This is a genomic window from Nocardia sp. NPDC020380 (genome assembly GCF_044386975.1).
Lineage (GTDB): Bacteria > Actinomycetota > Actinomycetes > Mycobacteriales > Mycobacteriaceae > Nocardia.
Window position 1 is genome coordinate 97642 of sequence record NZ_JBIRVQ010000024.1, and the last position, 18613, is coordinate 116254.

20 protein-coding genes and 1 pseudogene are annotated in these 18613 nt (G+C 65.0%); 16 read left to right on the plus strand and 5 right to left on the minus strand.

All coding sequences use genetic code 11. The annotated features are described in order from the left end of the window. Positions 1-41: 41 nt before the first annotated feature. Together ACH438_RS42875 and ACH438_RS42880 are read right to left on the minus strand one after the other, a co-directional pair. Positions 42-1304 carry an MFS transporter gene (locus tag ACH438_RS42875; RefSeq protein ID WP_397016393.1) on the minus strand — a complete coding sequence of 421 codons (1263 nt, stop codon included), beginning with the start codon at positions 1302-1304 and terminating at the stop codon, positions 42-44. A gap of 249 nt (positions 1305-1553) precedes the next feature. Then, on the minus strand, positions 1554-1988 hold the full coding sequence (locus tag ACH438_RS42880; protein WP_397016395.1) for a nuclear transport factor 2 family protein: 435 nt from the start codon (positions 1986-1988) through the stop codon (positions 1554-1556). 113 nt (positions 1989-2101) lie between these two features. On the opposite strand from ACH438_RS42880, the gene ACH438_RS42885 reads away from it, so the two are divergent. Further along, positions 2102-2356 (plus strand): Ada metal-binding domain-containing protein, encoded by a 255-nt coding sequence (locus ACH438_RS42885; RefSeq protein ID WP_397016397.1) that lies wholly within the window; start codon positions 2102-2104, stop codon positions 2354-2356. A 6-nt stretch (positions 2357-2362) separates the two neighbouring features. Further along, a complete protein-coding gene (locus tag ACH438_RS42890; protein ID WP_397016435.1) occupies positions 2363-3151 on the plus strand; it encodes a helix-turn-helix domain-containing protein in 789 nt (262 codons plus the stop codon). A 35-nt stretch (positions 3152-3186) separates the two neighbouring features. Here the strand turns inward: ACH438_RS42890 and ACH438_RS42895 are convergent, their stop codons facing one another. Next, entirely contained in the window at positions 3187-3732 is a 546-nt protein-coding gene (locus tag ACH438_RS42895; RefSeq protein ID WP_397016399.1) for a hypothetical protein, read from the minus strand. A 198-nt stretch (positions 3733-3930) separates the two neighbouring features. On the opposite strand from ACH438_RS42895, the gene ACH438_RS42900 reads away from it, so the two are divergent. Further along, a complete protein-coding gene (locus ACH438_RS42900; RefSeq protein ID WP_397016401.1) occupies positions 3931-4305 on the plus strand; it encodes a hypothetical protein in 375 nt (124 codons plus the stop codon). Between the two features lie 98 nt (positions 4306-4403). On the opposite strand, the gene ACH438_RS42905 is transcribed toward ACH438_RS42900, so the two are convergent. Continuing rightward, complete coding sequence (locus ACH438_RS42905; RefSeq protein ID WP_397016403.1) at positions 4404-5060, minus strand: TetR/AcrR family transcriptional regulator; 657 nt, start codon at positions 5058-5060, stop codon at positions 4404-4406. A 100-nt stretch (positions 5061-5160) separates the two neighbouring features. Here ACH438_RS42905 and ACH438_RS42910 point away from each other — a divergent pair, with 100 nt between their 5' ends. The 8 genes and pseudogenes from ACH438_RS42910 (at position 5161) to ACH438_RS42945 (ending at position 13610) form a co-directional block, all read left to right on the plus strand. Further along, positions 5161-5943 (plus strand): SDR family NAD(P)-dependent oxidoreductase, encoded by a 783-nt coding sequence (locus ACH438_RS42910; protein WP_397016405.1) that lies wholly within the window; start codon positions 5161-5163, stop codon positions 5941-5943. A gap of 75 nt (positions 5944-6018) precedes the next feature. Then, positions 6019-6663, plus strand: coding sequence for a hemerythrin domain-containing protein (locus ACH438_RS42915; RefSeq protein ID WP_397016407.1), 645 nt, complete (start codon positions 6019-6021; stop codon positions 6661-6663). Positions 6664-6741: 78 nt separating this feature from the next. After that, positions 6742-7659 (plus strand): annotated as a pseudogene (locus ACH438_RS42920) (IS5 family transposase). Positions 7660-8117: 458 nt separating this feature from the next. Then, positions 8118-8537: a DUF4913 domain-containing protein gene (locus ACH438_RS42925; protein WP_397016409.1), complete on the plus strand. Its 420-nt coding sequence runs from the start codon at positions 8118-8120 to the stop codon at positions 8535-8537. Between the two features lie 358 nt (positions 8538-8895). After that, a complete protein-coding gene (locus tag ACH438_RS42930) occupies positions 8896-9978 on the plus strand; it encodes a serine hydrolase domain-containing protein (RefSeq protein WP_397016411.1) in 1083 nt (360 codons plus the stop codon). A gap of 185 nt (positions 9979-10163) precedes the next feature. Next, positions 10164-11513 carry a serine hydrolase domain-containing protein gene (locus ACH438_RS42935; protein WP_397016413.1) on the plus strand — a complete coding sequence of 450 codons (1350 nt, stop codon included), beginning with the start codon at positions 10164-10166 and terminating at the stop codon, positions 11511-11513. Between the two features lie 157 nt (positions 11514-11670). Beyond that, a complete protein-coding gene (locus tag ACH438_RS42940; RefSeq protein ID WP_397016415.1) occupies positions 11671-12267 on the plus strand; it encodes a hypothetical protein in 597 nt (198 codons plus the stop codon). 140 nt (positions 12268-12407) lie between these two features. Then, positions 12408-13610: a dipeptidase gene (locus ACH438_RS42945; RefSeq protein WP_397016417.1), complete on the plus strand. Its 1203-nt coding sequence runs from the start codon at positions 12408-12410 to the stop codon at positions 13608-13610. Positions 13611-13774: 164 nt separating this feature from the next. Here the strand turns inward: ACH438_RS42945 and ACH438_RS42950 are convergent, their stop codons facing one another. Next, a complete protein-coding gene (locus ACH438_RS42950) occupies positions 13775-14305 on the minus strand; it encodes a helix-turn-helix domain-containing protein (RefSeq protein WP_397016419.1) in 531 nt (176 codons plus the stop codon). A gap of 94 nt (positions 14306-14399) precedes the next feature. On the opposite strand from ACH438_RS42950, the gene ACH438_RS42955 reads away from it, so the two are divergent. The 5 genes from ACH438_RS42955 to ACH438_RS42975 all read left to right on the plus strand — a co-directional run bounded on the left by ACH438_RS42955 (position 14400) and on the right by ACH438_RS42975 (position 18173). Beyond that, positions 14400-14597 carry a hypothetical protein gene (locus ACH438_RS42955; RefSeq protein WP_397016421.1) on the plus strand — a complete coding sequence of 66 codons (198 nt, stop codon included), beginning with the start codon at positions 14400-14402 and terminating at the stop codon, positions 14595-14597. 179 nt (positions 14598-14776) lie between these two features. Then, positions 14777-15688, plus strand: coding sequence for an alpha/beta hydrolase family protein (locus ACH438_RS42960; RefSeq protein WP_397016437.1), 912 nt, complete (start codon positions 14777-14779; stop codon positions 15686-15688). Positions 15689-15900: 212 nt separating this feature from the next. Next, a complete protein-coding gene (locus ACH438_RS42965) occupies positions 15901-16203 on the plus strand; it encodes a hypothetical protein (protein ID WP_397016423.1) in 303 nt (100 codons plus the stop codon). Further along, a complete protein-coding gene (locus ACH438_RS42970) occupies positions 16196-16540 on the plus strand; it encodes a hypothetical protein (protein ID WP_397016425.1) in 345 nt (114 codons plus the stop codon). Before ACH438_RS42965 ends, ACH438_RS42970 begins: the two co-directional genes overlap by 8 nt. Positions 16541-16718: 178 nt before the next feature. Next, positions 16719-18173 carry an amidase gene (locus ACH438_RS42975; protein WP_397016427.1) on the plus strand — a complete coding sequence of 485 codons (1455 nt, stop codon included), beginning with the start codon at positions 16719-16721 and terminating at the stop codon, positions 18171-18173. Positions 18174-18613: the final 440 nt, after the last annotated feature.

Sequence of the window (18613 nt, forward strand, 5' to 3'; positions counted from 1 at the left end):
CAATGAATTACCACGGAGGAGGGTGCGGCAGTTCTCTCGTGTCATGCGCTCGCCGGCTGTGGTGCAGGGGTCGCTCGCACACCGCGTAGCAGCAGGGGAGTGGCCAGCATGGCGATCCCGGCGACCGCCAGTGCCGTACGCACACTGGTCACGGAGGCGAGCACGCCGAACAACACCGTCAAGGCCGCGATCGACAGGTTACTGGTCACCGACCAGGACGACAGAGTGCGCGCCGCGAGTTCCTTGGGGGTCTGTTCGAGGCGGTAGGCGGCGAAGATCGGAATGAAGACACCGCAGCTGGTGACCAGTCCGAACTGCACGGCGATGACGAGCGCGAGACCGGGCACACCGCGGCCGACGAAGGCCAGGCCGATTATCCAGACCGCACGCAGCATGCCGGCGGCGATCATCACCCGGTGCCGCCCGAATCGCTCGGCGAGTGGTGCCGCGCTGCGGGCGCCGATCAGTCCACCGATGCACGGCGCGGCGAAGGCCAGGCTGTACTGCCATGGCGCGAAGCCGAGTTGGCGGAGCATGAGCACGGCGATCAGCGGTTCGCCGGCCATGATGAGCCCGTTGCACAGATTCGAATTGAACATCAGCGGGCGCAGCGAGCGATGAGACAGGATGTGGCGCCAACCCTCGAGCAGATCAGCGACACGCATCCCCGGCCTGGCGGTATGGCCGGGTTGCGGTTCACCCCGGCCGATCGCGGAAATGCCCAGCGCGGAGAGCAGATAACTGATCGCGTCGACCGCCATGGTGACGACCGGGCCGAAGATCCCGATCGCCGCACCGCCGAGCGGCGGACCGATGACCAGCGAGCTCCAGTTGGTCGCCTCGAACCGCCCCGTGGCGACGATCAAGTCCTGCTGGGGCACAAGCGTTTTCAAATAGGCGCCACTCGCCGCGTTGAAAGCGATCTTGGCGGTGGCCACCAGCACCACCACGAGCAGCACCTGGGCATAAGTCAGGACGCCCAGAAAGTAGGCGACGGGGATGCTCGACATCGCGGCGAAGCGGCCCACGTCCATCCCGATCATCACCGGCCGTTTACGACGCGCCTCCACCCACGGAGCCAACGGCACCGCCAGCACCGCCCCCACGGCCAGCCCCGCCGCCGGCAATGCCGACACCGCCGCCGGCCCCGCGTGCAATGCGAGTACAGCGACGATCGAAACCGCCCCGAGCCCGAACCCGGATCCGTAAGCGCTGGCCGCATACGCCGCCCACAACCACCGAAACTCCCGCCCCAACCCTGGTCCCCGCACGACCGCCCGCAGCGTGCCCGTTCCCCATGTCATGGCAGGTGATCAAAGCCGATCCCAGACCCGCCCGGCAAACAACCGGCCGTGCCGATCCCACAACCAACAGTTGTCGACCAAGGCCGAAGCGCGGAACGCCACGTCGTAGGTACGGCGCGAAACCACTGCGGGCTGAGCGTTGCTGGGGGATTCGCTGGAACCGGCTACGGCAGTGTGCATTTCGCCGATTCAATCTTGGCGGACCGCAGTTACCGGCTCTCGGATTCGCTGACTTGGAGTTCGCTCAGATCACCGATGAGGCACGCCACTCGCGGCGAACATTTCCTCGGCGCGACGGGTGTCCATGTATTCGCGAACTCGCGTGATCAGGCCATCGGAGACTTCGAACACGAAGCAGTAGTCGTTGTCGTATTTCTGTCCGTTCCGGAGGGTGGCGCGCATTCGCGTCTCCACCACAACCGTTGTGTCTGCGGCGGTGACGGCCCGGAAGTCGACCTGACGATCGGCCGCGAACACGGCCGGGAATTCGACCGTCAGAAACTGCACGAGCCGGTCGCGGCCAACCAGATGATGGGTCCCGTCGAGCTCACGCGCCGTCGCGTTTCCGGGCGGGGCAAGCCATTCGGCGTCGGCGGCGAACACCGAGGCGACCCGCTCGGGATCCAGAGTGGCGAACTCCCGCCAGGCCCGCAAGATCAGTTCCTTGCTCGTCAGAGTATCCATGCAGCCGATCCTGGTGCGATCACCGCGGCCGATCACGCCATATCCGGACAGGTTCGCCCGGATCCGTCCGAATGTGTCTCGCCCGATAGCGAACAAGAGCGCAGACTTCAGGTGTGGAAGCATTCCAGGCTGTCGTAACCACGGGGATCTATTGCGCGCCACCGTGTCCGGGCCGACCGCTGACGTCGAATGTCGTCACGTTCACCTCAGCGGCGGGCGCCGAAGCAGCAGGCTTTCGCGCCTGCCATCGATGCAGGCCCTATCGCGGCGACCGCAGTCCCGCCACGTCCGAACTGGTGTGTCGCGCTATCGATCTCATCGCCGCAGGCGCCTTGGACGAGACCGACGAGGCCGGACTCGCCGCCTGATTGGCCGTGTCGGACCGGCATCTGCGCCGGATGTTCACCGACCAGATCGGCGCCACCCCCGATCAGCTCGCCCGGTCCCGCCGCGCGCATTTCGCCCGGCGCCTACTCGACGACACCGATCTCCGGATCGCCGAGGTCGCCTTCGCCGCAGGATTCGGCAGCCTGCGCCAGTTCAACCGGACGATGACCACAACCTTCCACGCCACCCCACAGGAACTACGCAAGCGGCGGCGGCGCACGGACCGGCTGGTCGCCGACGGCGGACTCGCGCTCCGCGTACCCCTGGCCCGGCCCCGGCCATTCGAGCAAATCCTCGCCCGGCTCGCTGCCGGCGCAATCCCCGGCCTCGAACAGGTTACGGCGGTGCACTACCGGCGAACCGTCACCCTCGACGGCGATCCAGGCGTGATCGAGATCAGTTCAGCCGGGGCGGACGAGATACAACTGGTCGCGCATCTCCCCAGGCTCGAGGGACTCATCCACTTCGTGGAACAAGTCCAGCGCCTCCTCGTCGGCGACGGCTGGAACACCTACGAAGCCGGCGTACGCGACATCGTCGCTAACAACGTCGGCCGCAGCGCCGCGCGCGAGATTCTGGGCAACATCGTCGAGCAGTACGGCATGCCGCTCTCCGGGCTGCGGTCGTTCGAACTGAGCAGGCTCTTTCCGACACCTGGCGTGCTGGCCACCGCCGACCTGCGTACCACCGGCCTCGACTCAGACGGCGCACAGGCCGTGCGCAAACACGCGTCCGGTTCAGACCGGGTACGTGACATCACCTGCCCTGCCATGTAACTCGCCTCCTTCTGGAGGACTGCGGCGAGAGCCGATCAGCCGCCGATACCGGCCCACTCGACCATCGCCGGATCGGACCACTGACCGGGCGAGTCCACCGTCACTCCCATAAACTGCCCACCCTGCGGCGCGAGAGTCATACCGTCGACGCACGGGAAACTGTTGTGCCACACAGCACAAAAGGATGGCCGCATAGTAGTCCCGTCGGTGAACCAGCCGATTCCGTAGTAATTCGTGCAACCTCCGCCGACGACTTGTCCGCCGACATTGTTGTGCGCGAGGCAATTACCGAGTCCGCTGCGGAAGAGCCACTGGTTGTTATCCGGAGGATCGGCCACCGGGGTCCATTGCTGACTGGCTACCGTCCGGCTGCTGGAGTCGTACTGGCAGGGAGTCATCGATACCGGGGCGCCGCTGCCCAAGTCGGTGATACACAGGCCGGAATAGTAGAGGTTCTCGAGCCTCGGTCCGGTGCCGCCATCGGCCCGTACCGTACCGGCTGTGACCAGGCAGAAGGCCATGACGACAGCTACCGGCAGCACGGAAACAAAGGTTCGCCCGGTCCATCGCATGAGATACATCCCGCGATCATGAGCCGTACCGATTTTATCGGCATTTCAATGTGTGAAAGGCCGCTGTAATCGGTGTGATCGACACTGCTGAACAGCGACGAGCGACGCCGCGGGGGCGGTGTCGTCAACTATCGGAGGTTCGCTATGAGATGCGCCCGAATCGGTGGAGTCGTATTGCTGTCGGCGGTATGGGCGACTGCTTGCGTGATGTCGAGCGGCAGCGCGGCCGCGGATTACCCGGTGACTCTGGTCGAGACTTCCGACCAGGCTGTCGTGTGCGGTCTTGCCGCGAATTTCACGTGGTGCAACGTCGTCAAACCCACCTTCACGACATCGTGCTACGCCTCGCCTACGGTTCAGCTGAATCCGCACGGGGCGGCCACCACCGGGTGCTCGGCCGGCTACTTCGGTAGGCCGACCGTCCTGAATATCGGCCAAACGGTCACGACCGAACCCTTCTACTGCGGCGGCATCACCGATGACGGCGGCGACCCCGCCATCCGATGCGTCACGGACACCAGCGGATACGGCATCATCGTCGGAGCCGACCGCATTCAACTGATCGCCCGCCACGCAGGCTAGGCAGTGTCTCGAAGTTCGGTGAAAACTGTTACCCACGTTGGCATGTTGCTGTCATCAGCCAATGGCTCCAGCAGTGATGAGAGCGGACCATCGACTTCTCATGCCGAATGTTTTGTGTCCGAGCCGCCTGATGCACTCAGGTGCCTGTTCGTCAGCGCAGCGGTCGCGAGTCCGGTGATCACCGGAACAGCATCGAGCAGATTCTCGTCACGTCCGACGAGCGTATCGAACGTCTCGAAACTGGTGAGAGCCAGCAGGACTCGGACCCGCGAATCGAGATTGTCGTGGCGCGATGCCTCGTCGGCATCGGTGAAACGATCCGCTAAGACCGCCAAACCCTCACCGCGACGCTCGTCGCGAGCACTGATGACTGCGTGCACATCGGAGTCGAGTGCGGCCAGAGCGCGCAGTCGGCGCATTGCGGGCCGGTCGGCCTGCCAGAACCGCGCGAAGCAGGCGATGAATTCGGCCAGCGCTGCGGACGGTTCCGGATTGGTGAACGCGTTGAGCAGTTCGGACAAGCCGCCCGCCGCGCCGAGGTCGTCACAGACCGCCTCCAGCAGGCCGGTTTTCGACCCGAACTGGTAGTAGACCGTGGCACGGGCCACGTCAGCGCGTTTGGCGACCGCGTCCACCGTGAACCCGGTGTAGGTATCGGCCTGGCCCAGCAGCGCCCGGGCCGCGTCGAGTACCTGCCGGCGACTCTGCTCGATCTGCGCGGTGCGCTTCCCCAAGTTATACGGACGTGGGCTCATGGCCTTGACGATACCTCGCCAGTCTGATTCATTTAGACAGACAGTCTGATCAAATACCTACCGGTGCCAAAGCGCAACGGAGCAACGAAGGGGAAGTGGCATGACCACTCCGGACTCGGCAAAGATGGGCAACTACCCGGATCTGGCGGGCAAGACTGCCGTCGTGACCGGCGGTTCTCGCGGGATCGGCGCAGCCACCGCCGCTGCGCTGGCCCGCAATGGTGTCGCGGTGGCGGTAGTGGGCCGCGACCAGGCCGCGCTGGACGGTGTCGTGGCGGGGATCAACGACGCCGGCGGGCGCGCCATGGCAGCCGCGGCCGATTGCACCTCGCAATCGGACCTGGACCGGCTACACACCCAGGTCCTGGATCAATTCGGCGCGGTCGACATCGTGATCGCCTTCGCCGGCGGATACGGCCAACCAGTGCGATCCACGGAGGAGACCGCCGAACACTGGCGCCACGTGGTCGATTCCGACCTCACGGCGACCTTCCTGACGATCTCGGCCTTTCTGCCGGACCTGATCGTCCACCGCGGCACCGCCGTCACCATGGCATCATCGTCGGCTCGACAGGCCACCCCCGCGTCGGCCGCCTACGCGGCAGCGAAGGCGGGAGTGGCGTCGATGACCCGCCATCTGGCGAAAGAGCTTGCGCCACAAGGGGTTCGTATCAACTGTGTTTCGCCTGCCACGATCGAGCACGAACGGATGCGCCGCTTCATGTCCGACGAACAGCGCCAGCACCTGCTGGCCGGCTTCCCGCTGGGAAGACTGGGCGCTCCCGACGATGTCGCATCCGCAGCGTTGTTTCTCGCCTCGGGCGCCTCGTCCTGGATTACCGGCATCACGCTCGACATCGCAGGCGGCTCGGTCATGCCGTAAGCCGCGGAACTCGACCCCCGCATTTGAACACACTGTATGCCCAAAAGTATTCAATATCGATTCGAGGTTGCCCCCATGAACACCGACAGACCCGACACGACGATCGACTTTTTCGGAATGTACCTGGCTCACGACGCATGCCGGCGCGACGCGCGACGCCTCGCGGCAGCAGCGGCCCAGAACAGCCTCACACAGCCGTCCGTGCGGACCGGATGGCAGACATTCCTGCGCCAGATGCACCGGCATCACAGTACCGAGGACGCGGCCCTGTGGCCGCTGGTCCGCACCGCCATCACCGATACGGAAGACCAGACGATCCTCGACGATATGGACGCCGAACACTCCGGTATCGAGCAGCTACTGGCCAAAGTGGAATCCGCAATCACCAACCCCGACAACAGCTCCCGTTTCGACCTACTGGGCAACGTGGAAACACTGGCCGTCGCACTCGATACCCACTTCACCCACGAGGAACAGCGCGCACTGCCGCTCATCGATCGAACCGTGGGCGGACCCGGATGGGCGGCATTCGGCGCGGAAATGCGCAAACGCAACGGACTTCGCGCTCTCACCGAGTACCTGCCGTGGGCCCTCGATGACGCACCCGCCGACGCCCAGGCCAAAATGCTCGACTTCCTGCCCGCCCCGATTCGCACCGTATACCAACTTGTCCTCAGGCCCCGCTACACCCGCACCCGCCGCGATTGGCAGCAGCTATAGCCTGCCCGATCAGTGCTAGGCCATGTCTCCCAATCGAGTTTCTCCGATCGGACCCGGTAGGTCGTCGGGTCGGGCATCATGTTCGCCGTGGCGACGGTTGTCAGTGATCGGTATCAGGTTCTGACGGACAACCAGTGGGAGCTGCTCGAGCTGCTGCTACCGAAATCCGATGGCCGCGTGGGTCGCAACTTTGCCAATAATCGCCTGGTGGTAGAGGGAATGTTGTTCCGATTACGGACCGGGGTGCCGTGGCGGGACCTGCCGGAGGCGTTCGGTCCGTGGCAGACGGTGTGGAAACGGCATCGTCGGTATGCCGGGGACGGGACCTGGGACCGGGTGCTGGTCGCGGTGACCGCCCTCGCGGACGCGACCGGGAATCTGGATTGGGTTGTGTCGGTGGATTCTTCGATCATGCGGGTGCATCAACACGGCGCGAACAGCTCTCGCGGTGGCGACACGGCCGTCGGCTCGGACGGCGAGCTATGAGCCTGCCGATCATGCGATCGGTCGGTCCCGGGGCGGGCTGACCACGAAAGCGCATTTGGCTACCGACGGCAATGGCCGCGGGCTTGCGGTGCTGTTGACCGCAGGTCAGGCCGGTGACTCACCGATGATGCCTCTCGTGCTCGACGCGATCGCGGTGCCGCGGTTGGCCGGCGGCCCGCCTCGCTGCAGCCCTGAGAAGGTCCTGGCCGACAAGGCGTACTCGTCGGCGGCCAACCGGGCTTTGTTGCGCAGCAAAGGTATTCGGGCTGTCATTCCCGAACGCGCCGACCAGATCGCCAACCGGAAACGACGAGGCCGCGCGGGTGGGCGGCCCACAGGTTCGACTCGTCCGCCTACAAGGGCCGCAACGTGGTCGAACGGGCCTTCAACAAGGCCAAGCACTGGCGTGGTGTCGCCACCCGATACGACAAACTCGCCCTGACCTACCGCGCAGGGTTCGTCATGGCGCTGACGGTTGAATGGCTGAAGCTATTGGGAGACATGCCCTAGTTGCTGATAGGTCATCTGCTGCCCATTCCCATTGTTGACAGCGACAACCGTGCCCGGATCGTAAGATTGCGCCTGGGCCACTCCAGCGGCACCGGCCAGGGTAAGCAGCGCAGCAGCGGCTACGCCGATCATGGTGAATCTCATCCGAACGCCCTTCAATGCTCCATGTGTAGACGAGAAGCGATCCTAAGCGATCAAGATCACGATTGCCGCCCGGACGCATGATCTGTGCGGGTTGACGTAAAGCCGGCTGCGGAATCGCCTGGGAAACAGACTAATTGCCAGATAAAACGCCAACCTGCGAGTCTGCACTGCACTCGCCGGAAGAGTGCGTTCGGCACACCGCGATGACCGCAGGCCCGTTGTGCTACGGGAGCGCGGTGCGGGACCCGTGAATTCACGCCCGGGTCGCGCTGGCGCGGAACGTTGAGGGCAACCGTTCGGGTTGGTATCGAACTATGCAGTCGGCCTGGTCCAAGCGTGCCGAACTTCTTGCGGCCGAGTATGTTCAAAGTTCTGTGGACCCAAGAAACTCTCCGACGGTATACGGATCTGTCGTTGAATTCGTGGAGAACTACCTCAGTCTTCTGTACCGGCGAGAAGTCGGTAAGGGCCGTCGAGTGTGGTGTCCGCAGTGGTGGTCGCACGCTGAGGCCGTCGCGCGACTGGATGCTGTGTGGCGGGCGTGGGAGCATCTTCGGCTCGACAGCAGAACGGGTTTGAGCGTGTGGTTTCTCGACCACGCCGATCCGCATATGAGCGTCCTGTTCGACCCGCACGGCCCCTTCCAGTTTTGCTCCACCGCATCCGGGCACTCCGACGAAATGCCGCCGCTGCAGCTGATCGCGACGCCGTCGGGCCTCTACAAGTCACCCTGAACTGTTGCGCGCTCAGCACAGCTGCTTCGAGGTGGTCCGCTGGTTCAGCCTCTGGTGATCGACTGCCATCGTGCAATCGGAATGATGGTGTCTGGGGTAGGGCTGGCACCAGCCGGGACCGGGCGATGGCCGTAGCAGCGGTTCGGATGCTGGCGGGATGGGGTACGGCGGCGCGGAATTTTACCGTGGTGTTGCTGTAACCGCCCGATTGCCCGAAGGGAATCCGTTGAGATCGAAGATGTTTGGTGCCGCTGGGCCGATGCTGGTCGCCGCGGCTCTCGTCACGGCCGCGTGTCAGCCCGACCGGCCCACAGTTGCGGCACCGAGTGCGACGACGACACCAGCCTCCGCTGCCGAGATGACCGTGCTTCAGCGCGATGCCGACGCGATTCGCGATGTCGGCATCACGGGTGTGCAGGCCAGGCTGGTCGCCGCCGACGGCGGTAACACGGTGGTGACCAGTGGCGTCGCCGATATCGCAAGTCAGAGTCCGGTCGCCGCGGATGGTTACTTCCGGGCCGCCAGCGTTACCAAGACGTTCACCGCCACCGTGCTGCTGCAACTGGTCGGCGAGGGCAAGCTCAGCCTGGATGACACGGTCGAGAAGTGGCTGCCGGGCGTGGTGCGCGGCAACGGCAACGATGGCACGAAGATCACAGTGCGCCAACTACTCAACCACACCAGCGGACTGGAGTACCCGAATCCGTACCAGCTGGCCTCACCCGAGGACTACCACCGATATGCCCTCGAGGTCCCACCCCCACCCGAACAAGTGGTGGCCACCGCTGTACAAAGCCCGCCGACTTTCGCCCCCGGAACCGGCTGGCGCTACAGCAATACTGGCTACCTGCTGGCGGGCATGATCATCGGCAAAGTCACCGGTACACCGTGGTATGAGCAAGTCGGCAGCAGGATCATCACCCCGCTCGGCCTGAAACACACCAGCTACCCCGGCAGCGCGGTCACGATTCCCACCCCGCACGCCACCGGATACACGCGATGGCCCACAGGCGGAATGGTCGACACCACCGATAACCGGATCAGCGGATTCGCTGCCGCCGCGGGCGCGCTGATCACTACCACCGCCGACCTCAACACCTTCTTCCGGGCATTGCTCGGCGGCAAACTCTTGCCGCCCGCACAACTCGCCGAAATGAAGAAGACAGTCGACACCGACGCCGAGATCCGATCGATCTTCCCCGGCGCCCGCTATGGCCTGGGCTTGTTTTCGATCGAATTGTCCTGCGGTGGAAGGTATTGGATGCACGGCGGCGACATCCCCGGCTACAAAACCAGAGACGGCGTAACCGACGACGGCACTCGCAGCGTCGTGGTGTCGATGTCCACCCTCCTGCAAGACACCGACGACCATCAGATCGCTCAGGAGAACGCCGCGATGTCCCTCGTCGACCACGCTCTGTGCGGTACGGGAAACAAGTAGTCTCGCCTCCGCCGCCCTGTCCCGGTCCACCTGCGCCCGATCCTTCGAGGCAACAGACTGCCCGACCACGGCGCAGATGAAGTTCGGCGACACAGCCGTGATTCGGTCGGGCCGAAATGTTCTTGATCTGAAATACGGTCTGACAGCATGATATTGGCGCCACTGTCTGCTGAAGGGGACCCAGGATGAGTGAGCCGACCTACCGCGCTGCTGTCGAGGAGGCGTGTGCGCAGTTCGGCGTGCCCGGGGCCAGCTGGGCGGTGGTCGTCGACGGGGAGATCGCAGCGGTCGGAGCGTCCGGTGTGCGGACGGCTGGCGAGGCGCGGCCGGTGACGAGCGCAACGAGATTTCAGGCGTGCTCGATCAGCAAGCCGATCGCGGCGCTGGCGATGCTGCGGCTGGTCGATCGCGGCGTGCTCGACCTGGACGCCGACATCAACACCACGCTCCGCTCATGGCGGCTGCCGCGCACCGACGACTGGCAGCCGGTCGTGACGCTGCGCCAGCTGGTGAGTCACTCTGCGGGCCTGACGACTTCGGGGTTTCCGGGTTATCGGCGCACCGACGAGCTGCCGACCCTGGTGCAGATCCTGCGTGGGATGTATCCGGCGAATACGCCCGGCGTCTGGGTGGACACTGTCCCCGGCATACAGTTCCGCTACGCCGGCGGTGGGACGCTCGCGATGCAGTTATTGCTCGAGGAGGTGACAGGCACACCCTTCCCGGCGCTGATGCGTGAGCTCGTGCTCGACCCGATTGGCATGGCGGACAGCGATTACGCGCAGCCGCCGTCGCCCGCGCTGAATGACGTGCTGGCCTCCGGGCACGACGCCAGCGGTGATGTCGTCGCGGGCGGCTGGCATGTCTACCCCGAGCTGGCAGCCGCCGGGCTGTGGACGACGCCGAGTGACTTGTGCCGGTACGCGCTCGCAGTGCGAGCCGCTTATGCGGGCGCGCCGGGCGGGTTGATCTCGCAGCGGCTCGCACGCGAGATGCTGACCGCGCAGATCTTCACGACCGCGCCGGATCCGATCGGCGGACTGGACGCGGTAGGTCTGGGGCCTTTCCTTTCCACCAGCGGCCCTGCGAGATTCGGGCACAGCGGCGGGAACGAAGGCTTCCGGTGCCACCTGCTCGCCTACCGAGACCTCGACGTCGGCGCGGCGGTGATGACCAACGGCGACCTCGGAAACTATGCGGTGCAACGCGTGTTCGCCGCGATTGCGAAGGCATACGACTGGCCGGACTGCCCGATCGATGTAAGCGATCCTGAGCTGCCCGCCGAATCGACACTCGCGCAGTTCGCGGGCCGATACCGGCTGCGTGCGGGATTCGAGCTGGCGATCACCACAGTCGGCTATGACCTACAGGTCACGTTCGCCGGACAGCCGCCGATGACGTTCACGTTCATAGGAACGACCGGCGACAAGGCTCCGACATTCACCTCGGTCACGACCAACACAATCCTGCGCCTGGAGGGTGGCATTCTCATGTTCATCCAGAACGGGCGGAATATCGCCTGTGAGCGACTCTAGCGCGGGGCCGAGGTACGCCGGGCAGGGGGGAGTGGCAATAGCGCTGTGTAATCGTAGGGTCGGTGGGAGGCACGGCCGGGGATGGTGCGGTCGTGATCATATGCTGGAGGGGGAGTTCGCAATTGGTTAACGCCGGATCGTTTTCGCCGTCTCGATCGTGCTGGCGCTCTGGACGTCTGGTTGCTCGACGCGGACGGGGCCGGCCGAATCGCCTCCTGCGAGCCCGGCCGATACGCGGCAGGCGGCGTTTCCTGACAGCCCACCGGAGAGCGCACATTGTCAAGGTAAAGTGTTCGGCCACAACGATATTCCGCACCCGCAGTTGGGCACTGTCCGCGTGTTCCTGGTTGTACGACCGCAAGCCGGGAATCTCAACGCCGGATGTGTGGCCGCGGTCGCCGCCGGGGGTCAAGTGCTGCCGACCATCGACGTCGAGACGATGCCGTACGCTTTGCAATTCGCCGATCCGGTCACCGATTCGACCGGGAACGCGTTCATCACTTTCAACCCGGGCCGCTATGACGGTGTGCTGGTACTGGTGCCCAGCCCACACGGTTTCGAGGACATCGGGTGGAACGACAGTGTCCAGCACCTCGGTGGGCGCCTGGCCTACTACGACGCAGACCTGCAAGGAATCGGTGCGGACGGTCGCTACACGATCCGCCAGGACCGCAACACGTGCATACCCAACTGCGCTACCGGCACCATCCCGTCGTTGACGTTGCACTGGAACGGCCTTCAATACGTGCCCTGACCCAACGCCATGCGTGGAATCTGATCGGCACCGCCGTTTCGGAATCCTCTCGGTTGCTGGGTTTTTCGACTGCGCAGTCCTTGCGGGTGTATCGCGTTCAGGGGTCGACGCGGATAAGGGAGCGCGTATAGAACGAGGTGGTGACATCTCACTTTCTCGATCGCGCACACGCCGTCCTCCGCGACACCCCGGTGGTGGACGGCCACAACGATCTTCCGTGGGCCATGCGCACTCAGGCGGGCTATGACCTCGATGCCATCGACCTGGCATCGGACCAGAGTGCACGATTGTCCACCGATCTGACTCGGCTCCGTGCCGGTGGGGTGGGTGCTCAATTCTGGTCGGTATATGTGCGTAGCACCCTCGCCGGGGACGCCGCGGTGAGCGCCACGCTCGAGCAGATCGACTTCGTTCGATTGCTGTGCGAGCGATTCCCGGATCGGCTGCAATTGGCGTTCACCGCTGACGATATGGAGGCGGCTCGTGCCGCAGGCCGGATCGCCTCGCTGATGGGTGCCGAGGGCGGGCACAGCATCAACTGCTCGCTCGCGACCTTGCGTGCACTACATCGGCTGGGTGTGCGGTACATGACCCTGACGCACAACGACAATGTGCCGTGGGCTGATTCGGCTACCGACGAGCCGAAGGCCGGTGGGCTGAGCGCGTTCGGTGAAGAAGTGGTACGGGAGATGAACCGCCTCGGCATGCTGGTAGACCTCTCGCACGTCTCACCGGACACCATGCGCGCGGCCCTGGCCATCTCCGAAGCGCCCGTACTGTTCTCGCACTCCTGTGCCCGCGCGCTCTGCGACCATCCGCGCAACATCCCCGACGATGTCCTGGCTGCGCTGCCCGCCAACGGCGGCGTGGCGATGGTGGCCTTCGTCGGATATTTCCTGCTGCCGGCCGCCAGAGACTGGGAGGCACGGGCCGTCGAGCACCTGCGCGCCCACGGCTTCGAGCGTCTGGACCGCTCGCCCGAGGCGACGGCATGTCGGCAATCATTCGAGGCCACTGACCCGCGCCCACAGCTGACCGTGACCGCCGTCGCCGACCACATCGAGTATCTGCGAGAGGTGGTGGGAATCGACCACATCGGCCTCGGCGGCGACTTCGACGGCGCCGACTACCTACCCCGCGATCTGAGCGACGTCTCCGGTTACCCGAACCTGATCGCCGAGCTGCTGAGTCGTGGCTGGTCCGAATCCGATACAGGAAAACTGGCCTGGCATAACGCCGTTCGCGTTCTGCGTGACGCGGAAGCCGTCGCCCGAAACCTGCAACTCACCCGCCGTCCGTCGATCGCCGCTATCGACCAACTTGACGGCTCCGTGCAGCGATGAGGCGATGATGTCCGCGCCTGCGACAGTCAACCTGGTGCGCTGTCTGTGGTAGGAGCGGACGATCCGGCGGCCTCGAATCAGCTCGGCCCGTTGATCTTCGGCTGCCCGGCACGGGCTGGCTCGGTCGTCGGCTGCGGCCGTCGTCGTGTGTGGGCGGGCGCGGATCAGGCCGGGTCCGCTGGTAGGTGGATGATGCGCACGAGGCGGCGCTTGCGTCCGGGGGTCGCGGTGTTGGCCGATCTTTTGATGATCGCAGCGCGGAGTTCGGCGCCCATCTCGGCGAATTCGGTGTCATCGAGCCAGAGCGCGGCCAAACGGTATCCGACCCCGTCATGGACGATATCGAGGGTGTCCCTGGCCAGGTAGTTGTCGAAGTCGGCGAGGAGTCCGGCGACGTAGGCCATGAAGGCACGCCGATGATCGGCGATGTTCATTGCTGCGACCTGTTCTGGATCGATGCGGGTCATCTCCAGCTGCAACCGATAGGTGCGCTCGACCGTGCCACGCTTTCGTTGTTCGGCGACGATCTCGAGCACCCCGGCATCGGCCAGGCGCGCCACATGGCGGTAGAGGCTGCCCGGCGACACGTCGTCGAGTTCCGCGCTCAACTCGCTCGTGGTCAGCGTTCGGTCTCCCAAGAACGCCTGGACGATTCGCAATCGAACCGGGTGCAGCAACAGTTCGACAGAGTCCATGGGATCGAACCCTACCATTGTTCTCACTATTGATAATATTCGTGAAATCGAGGATGATGAGGGTGCTCGACAATCGAACAAGGGGTGTGGCTACATGACGAATCCAGACCGCGTTCCCGAACCGCAGGGCACCGTGCTGGGCGTGCCGTACGACTGGCGGCGCCCCACCGTGGCCCGGCTGCGGGCCCGGTGGTGGAACCCCGACGAGGCGAGGCTGTTTCCTCCCAAGAGCTTTGGATGGGGCTTCAGCGTGAACCTGTACCGGCTGGTTCACCCGCGCACGCGCAAGTGATGGGCTCGATGAAGCTCACGGCGGGGATCTTGGCAATGTCGATGTGCGTCTTCGCCGCTTCCGGCATTTCGGCGCACCCCGCGGCCGCGACACCACCCTCGATCGAACCGGCGGCAGCCGGTATTGATCGTGAAGTCACCTTCACCAACGGGACTCTCACTCTGCACGGTAGCTTGCGCATGCCCGCCGGCGTGACCGGCCCCGCGCCCGCGGTGCTGCTGCTGGCGGGAAGCGGCCCGACCGATCGCAACGGCGACAGCAAGCTGGTGAGCGGATCGATCGGAACATTGAACTATCTGGCCGATGTCCTTGCCCGCCACGGCATCGCGAGCTTGCGCTACGACAAGCTCGGCACCGGGCAGACCGGACTGGGCCCTTTCCGGGTCGCCGACCTTGCTGGGCTGAGCTTCGACGAATTCCTCCACGAAGCAGCAGCGGCCGCGAATTTCCTTGCTGCCCAACCCGGTATCGATCCTTCCGGGATCGGCATCGTCGGACATAGTGAGGGCGCGCTGATCGCATTCGCACTGGCCGACGGCAAAGCAGGCCCGATTCCCGCACTGCGATCGGTGGGCCTGATCGAACCGCCCGCGGACCGAATCCTGGACATCATGGCGAAACAGCTCACCGCACAGGTGGTTCAGGCCGAGCAACAAGGCACACTCTCGCAGGTCGACGGCGTCGCGCTGCTTGCCTCAGTGGCCGCGATCGTCACCAGCCTGCGAGTCACCGGCACAGTCCCCAGCGGCGTTCCACAGCCGTTGCAGCAGGCCGGATTCACACCGACCAACGCCAAGTTCCTCGCCACCGAGGATCAACTCGACCCGATCGCGCTGGCTTCCACACTGAGCGCACCGTTGCGGGTCTTCACCAGCTGCTCGGATCACGACATCCAGATCGCCTGCGCCGACGTCGCCCGCCTGAACCAGGCACTGACACGAACAACACTGCAGACAGTGCACCTCACCACCGCCGACCACGTCCTCAAAGACACCGGCGACCAACCCTCCACCGGCGCGGAATATGCTGCCCCGCTACCGTATTCCAGCCAATTCACCGACGCCTTCGGCGACTGGATCGACGGCCACTGAGCATCGGACGCGCCTGTCATCCGTTCAGCTCGGGCGGTGCTCCTGCGAGCCACCATGCTTCAGGTCGGGCTCTGCTCGCCGCGGATGTCGGCCTGAATCCACGGTGCCGAGCCATTGCGGTGACTCGGCACAACGTGAACCGATTCGCAAGTTCCAGGAACGTAGCCGAGCTAGGCAGATCATCTGGTAGTCCCTGCGGTAGTCTCAGGTGTGTGGCAATCGAGTGGTATTGGGCGCTGGCGCAGATGTTGGCGAAGACCGGGGTCAGCATCGATGATGTGTTCGACCTGGTCAACGCGTGGCAGAGCGGCAAGCGGCGGGTACGACTCGAATTGGCCATCGACCCTGCGACCGGGCTTCGTAGCCTGGTCATCTGGGGCCGCGACGACGCCGACCGCGCGTTGGCGGTGTTCGCCCGGCACAAGGGCCGCGACATCTACATCTACGACGCGGCCCCGCTCACGCCTGAGCAGATCGCCGAATTCGAGACTTGGGAGGCGACCCACCATGACTGATCCGTTCGAGAACATGAGCCCTGCCGAGGTGGCGGCGATGGCCGCGCGGCTCGAGTACACCGGCGAGCTGGTGACCGAGGCCGAACTGGGGATCGAGGTCGGCCCGGACACGGCACCGGTGATGGTGCCTCGGTCGATCAAGATGCCCTATGACCTGGACCAGGCGTGCAAGCGCCGGGCGGAGAATCTGGGTCTGTCGCAGTCGGTGTACATCCGGTCGTTGATCGAGCGGGATGTGGCCGAGGCCGGCACCGGCGAGCAGCGCCCTGCCTGGGTCCAGGAGATGCTCGGCATCATTGCCCGCCACGAGCACGACGAAGACCGCAAGGCGTCCTGAGCTATACCGGCGCGGGCTCGTTCTTGCTGAGCGGTGACCCGCCCACCGTGATCGAGAAGCGGGTCAGCGGTTGAAGTTTCCCTGGACCCGTTACTCGTCGCGGATCGGCGATACGTTCCGGTGGATGTGGGCGACTTGCCGGGTCGAGCGTGTGTGGTGGTCCAGTAGGGTCGTAGTCGTGGGGTGGAGTTTCCTTTCGGCCGAACAGCTTTCGGCCGCGTTGCGTGCCGGTGAGGTGACGTCGGTGGAACTGACCGACGAGGCGATCACTCGTATCGAGCGCGACGACAAGGCGATCAACGCGATCTGCGTGCCGGACTTCGACCGTGCGCGCGCCGCCGCGCGCCGCGCCGATGAGGCACGCGCGCGTGGTGAGGACAAGGCGCTGCTCGGGATTCCGGTGACCGTCAAGGAGTCCTACAACGTTGCCGGGCTGCCCACCACCTGGGGGATGCCGCAGTATGCGAGCTTCGTGCCCGTCGAGGATGCGGTGGCGGTGTCGCGGCTGAAAGCCGCGGGCGCGGTGATTCTCGGCAAGACGAATGTGTCGTTGATGCTGGGAGATTGGCAGAGCTTCAACGAAATCTATGGCACCACCAACAACCCGTGGGATCACACCCGCACGGCGGGCGGATCGTCCGGCGGATCTGCAGCGGCGCTGGCATCGGGATTCGGTGCGCTGTCCATCGGCTCCGACCTTGCGGGTTCGCTGCGCAACCCCGCGCATTTCTGCGGTGTCTATGCACACAAGCCGACATTCGGATTGGTGGCAACTCGCGGCATGGTCCCGCCGCCCGCGCCGGCGCTGCCATCGGACGGCGATATGGCCGTCTGTGGTCCGATGGCGCGTACCGCCGCTGACCTCACCTTGCTGCTGGAGGTGATGGCGGGACCGGACCCGCTGACGCTGGGCCTGGCCTACACCTCGACCTTGCCGCCCGCACGCCACCAGCGGCTGTCGGACTTTCGTGTCCTGGTCCTCGACGAGCATCCACTCATGGCGACCGGGTCCGCGGTGCGCGCCGCAGTGAACCGGGTCGCCGACGGCCTCGTCGATGGCGGGGCCCGCGTGCAACGCCACACTGCGCTACTGCCTGATCTGCGCGAAGCCGCGGCGCTCTACGCGCAGTTGCTGTGTTCGCAGCACGGCGCGCGGCTACCGGCTGCGGCCTACGAGCAGCTACAGGCCCGCGCCGCCGTATTGAGCGCGGATGAGCAGGGTCTCGACGCCGCGCGGCTGCGCGGATTCGTCTCGAGCCACCGCGATTGGCTCGCGGCGGATGCCCGTCGTGAACGCCACCGCCACAGCTGGCGGCGGCTGTTCACCGAATTCGATGCCGTGGTGTGTCCGATCACGTCGATTCCCGCGTTTCCGCACGATCACAACCCCCAGCGCGAGCAACGACGGATCGATATCGACGGCGTCGCGTACCCGTATTTCGATCAGTCCGTCTGGGCTGGTCTTGCCACCATGCCCGGCCTGCCGGCCACGGCCATACCGGCGGGCCGCTCCACCGCCGAGGGACTGCCGGTAGGAGTGCAGCTCATCGGTCCGATGTTCGAGGACCGCACCCCACTGCGGCTGGCCGAATTACTCGAGCAGACTATCGGCGGCTTCCAGATACCGCAGTAAGGGTGCCCGTCAACGGCCGAAGTGGTCGCGCTCATGGGCGACAGCTTCCGCTCAAAGACCGACACGCTGAGCACACGCTGTCGAATTCAGAACCACCAGAGCGGGAGCTGACGATATGGCGTGAAATGCAGTTGCGCTCCAGCGTGTTTCGCGATCAGACCCGGAATCATGCAGGCGAGGCGCCAGCATGATCTGGTTCCTCGTTCGGGCGTGACTACTTGGTCGTGGCCGCTTGTCACTCTGCGGTGTGATCACCGCAGCGCCGTCTCACTCCGTGGCTGGATGCCGGGGGAGGATCTGGTTCATACGTTGCTTGGTATGCATGGATTCCCTACCGCGCGATCAGTGTCGCCTGCCAGGGTGATGGGACCACCGTTTTGCCAAGAGCATGGGACCGGGTTGCATCCGGTCGCGGGGCCGTGTCGATCGTGACCGATGAC